At 67.5% G+C, this 3,154-nt stretch carries 4 protein-coding genes; 2 read left to right on the forward strand and 2 right to left on the reverse strand.

Features of this window, described 5'->3' with window-relative positions:
- On the forward strand, positions 1–820 hold an 820-nt coding region (locus tag AC04L7_RS15290), incomplete at its 5' end, for a dihydrolipoamide acetyltransferase family protein (RefSeq protein WP_475513330.1).
- A 135-nt stretch (positions 821–955) separates the two neighbouring features.
- On the forward strand, positions 956–1,342 hold the full coding sequence (locus AC04L7_RS15295; protein WP_296279414.1) for a VOC family protein: 387 nt from the start codon (positions 956–958) through the stop codon (positions 1,340–1,342).
- Positions 1,343–1,349: 7 nt separating this feature from the next.
- Here the strand turns inward: AC04L7_RS15295 and AC04L7_RS15300 are convergent, their stop codons facing one another.
- Complete coding sequence (locus tag AC04L7_RS15300; RefSeq protein ID WP_296279413.1) at positions 1,350–1,784, reverse strand: BLUF domain-containing protein; 435 nt, start codon at positions 1,782–1,784, stop codon at positions 1,350–1,352.
- Between the two features lie 72 nt (positions 1,785–1,856).
- A partial coding sequence (locus AC04L7_RS15305; protein ID WP_475513331.1) for a M28 family metallopeptidase occupies positions 1,857–3,154 on the reverse strand: 1,298 nt, incomplete at its 5' end.

Raw genomic sequence — 3,154 nt, forward strand, 5'->3', positions numbered from 1 at the left:
CCCCTCTCCCGTCGGGAGAGGGGTTGGGGGTGAGGGTTCGCAGCATCCGACCGCCAGTACTCGCACCGAACCCTCATCCGCCCTGCGGGCATCTTCTCCCGAAGGGAGAAGGGAAKATCAACGTACTGCGCTGTCCGCCAGCGGCAAGCCGATGCGCACGCAGCCGCCGGGCGTGTCGGTCAGCGGACAGCCGGAACAACTCAAGGGCGTGCGCCGGAACATGGCGCGCGTGATGGCCGATGCGCATGCCAAGGTCGTGCCGACCACGCTCAGCGACGACGCCGACGTGCACGACTGGACACCCGGCAACGACATGACCGGCCGCCTGGTCCGCGCCATCGTCCGTGCCTGCAAGTCGGTGCCGGCGATGAACGCCTGGTTCGATGGCGAGAAGCTCACCCGCACGCTGCACCCGCATGTCGACATCGGCATCGCCGTGGATACCGATGACGGCCTGTTCGTCCCCGCGCTGCGCAACGCCGACCTGCTGGAGGCCGGCGGCGTGCGCGAGAGCATCAACCGCCTGCGCGCGCAGGTGGAAGACCGCAGCATCCCGCCGTCGGAGCTGACCGGCTACACGATCTCGCTGAGCAACTTCGGCATGTTCGCCGGCCGCTAYGCGACCCCTGTGGTGGTGCCGCCGTGCGTGGCCATCGTCGCCGCCGGTCGCGCGCGCCACCAGGTTACGCCGGTGATGGGCGGCTTCGAATCGCACAAGGTGATCCCGTTGTCGGTGACGTTCGACCATCGCGCGTGCACGGGTGGCGAAGCGGCGCGTTTCCTGAAGGCGCTGATCGACGATCTGGCCCTGCCCCAGTAGAGCGGCCGTCGCAAGGGATGAGCGACGCAGGGTTTCGTCGCTCAATCCTCCAGTGGGCAAGCGCTGTGGTGAGAGGACAACGCGCGACCGCGAAGCGTGGCAGGATGCCGCCATGATCCCACCGCAGGAGTCGCCATGAGCCACCGCAGCCGTCTCGCCGGTTTCATCATCGACAGCCAGGTCGACGACCTGCCCGCCGCCTCCGCCTTCTGGAGCGCCGCCCTGGGGTTGAAGGTCACCGATCCCGACGACGGCGGCCTGGGCATCTACGACAAGTTCGAGCCCGGCCCGGGTGGCCTGCATATCGAAGTGCAGAAGGTGAAGCATGACGCGCGCGTGCACCTCGATATCGAGACCGACGACATCGAGGCCGAAGTCGCGCGGCTGGAAGCGCTCGGCGCCAGGCGCATCCAGCACGTACGCAACCGCTGGTGGGTGATGGAAGCGCCCACCGGCCATCGCTTCTGCGTGGTGCCGATGGACGAAGGCAGCCCGCGCGGCAGACCCAACCGCTGGCCCTGAGGCGCCTTCAGCGCGTCAGCCTGGCTTCGTCTTTCCAGAAGGCAAGCAAGCGCGTCAGGCCCGCAGAGTCGGCGGATTCGTCTTCCAGCCACGGAATCTCGCGACGCCACTGCGACTGGCTGAGCTGCTGCACCAGCGTCTGCGGTGCGGTGGCGAAACCCATATGCCAACGCTGGAACTGGCGTTTTTCCACCCTGCCCTGCTCCAGGATCTCCAGCCGCTGATGCTGGCTGGCGCGCGCGATGCGGGCGTAGATCTGCTCCACGTCGGCACGTGCGCCTTCCAGGTACTGCACGAAGCGCTGCCCACCGTACAGGAGCGCACCGGTCACCTCGGCGAGTTCATTCGCCACGCGCGCATCCAGCAGCAGCTGGTCGAGATCGGCCGCATCCAGCGGGCGCGTGGCCTGGCTCTGATAGACCAGGGCATGAAGAGGGGCCACGTGCGTTCCGGTATTGGGAAAGGACACGCAGCATAGCGCAGCGAATCACATGAACGCCGTGCGCGTGCGCCGCTATTCGCGTTCAGTCTCGCTGCGCGCGCGGATCGCTTCGAATTCTGAACCGTTCAGCCAGCGGGGCCAGGCATCGCTGTCCGCGATCTCGCGGCCGAGGGTGTAGAGCAGCGTCACGTCCCGTGCCTGACCGCCTGCATCCCACGACGGTGTCCACGCATCGCAGGGCTGGTGGTAGCAACGGGCGAAATAGGCATCGCGCAGCGCCCGGCCGCCTGCGACGCCGCCCTCCACGCGATCCAGTCCCGCACCCACGGTGATCGCGGGAACGCCCGCGCGCGCAAAGGCGAAGTGGTCCGCGCGATAGAAGAAGCCCGCCTCCAGGTTGGGATCCTCCGAATAGTTGCGTCCCTGCGCTTCCGCCACGCGTTTCAGGTCGCCTTCCAGCGACACACGGCCCTTGCCCCACGAAGCGATATCGCGATTCGGGCCATCGGAGCTGAGCATTTCGATGTTGAGCACCGCCGCCGTCTTCTCCAGCGGCGCCACCGGGTTGGCGGCGTAATAGCTGGCGCCCTGCAGACCTTTTTCCTCCGCGGTCAGCGCCATGAACAACAGGGTCCGCTGCGGGCGTGGACCGGCGGCGAACACGCGCGCCAGTTCGATCACCGCCGCGACACCGGTGGCATTGTCGACCGCTCCATGACGGATCGCATCGCCTGTCGTGTCCGGCTCGCCGATGCCAAAGGCGTCCCAATGCGCGGAATAGATGACCGTTTCGTCCGGTCGGGTCGCACCCGGCAAGCGTCCGATGACGTTGCGCGTTACCACTTGGTCACGCTTGACGGCGAACGTGGCCGACAAGGTCGCATCGCCCAGCGCCACGGGAGCGAAGGCGGCCGTCTGCGCACGGCGTTTCTCCATCTCGAAGTCCAGTCCGGCACGCTGGAACAGCGACACCGCCAGGTCGCGCTGCATCCAGCCGCGCAGCGGCGTGTGGTAGGTCGCGGCGTCCGCGCGCGGGATGTCGAACACCGGAGACACGCCCGACGCGCGCACGGTCGCCCAGCCATACGCGGCCGGTTCCGTCTCGTGGACGATCAGCACCCCTGCGGCACCCTGTCGCGCCAGTTCCTCGTATTTGTAGGTCCATCGGCCGTAGTACGTCACCGCGCGGCCGTCGAATGCACCGGGCGACGCGGTTTCGAAGTCCGGATCGTTGACCAGCACCACCGCGACCTTGCCTTTCAGGTCGGCACCCTTGTAATCGTTCCACCTGCGGTCGGGCGCGGTGATGCCGTAGCCGACGAACACCAGCGGCGCGTCGACGAGCGACACACGGTCAACCGGGCTCAGGC

Source organism: Pseudoxanthomonas sp. LjRoot204_2 (genome assembly GCF_056175765.1).

Excerpts from the sequence above, each read along its gene's own strand:
- AC04L7_RS15295 (WP_296279414.1), top strand. The coding sequence starts at position 956 with ATGAGCCACCGCAGCCGTCTCGCCGGTTTCATCATCGACAGCCAGGTC.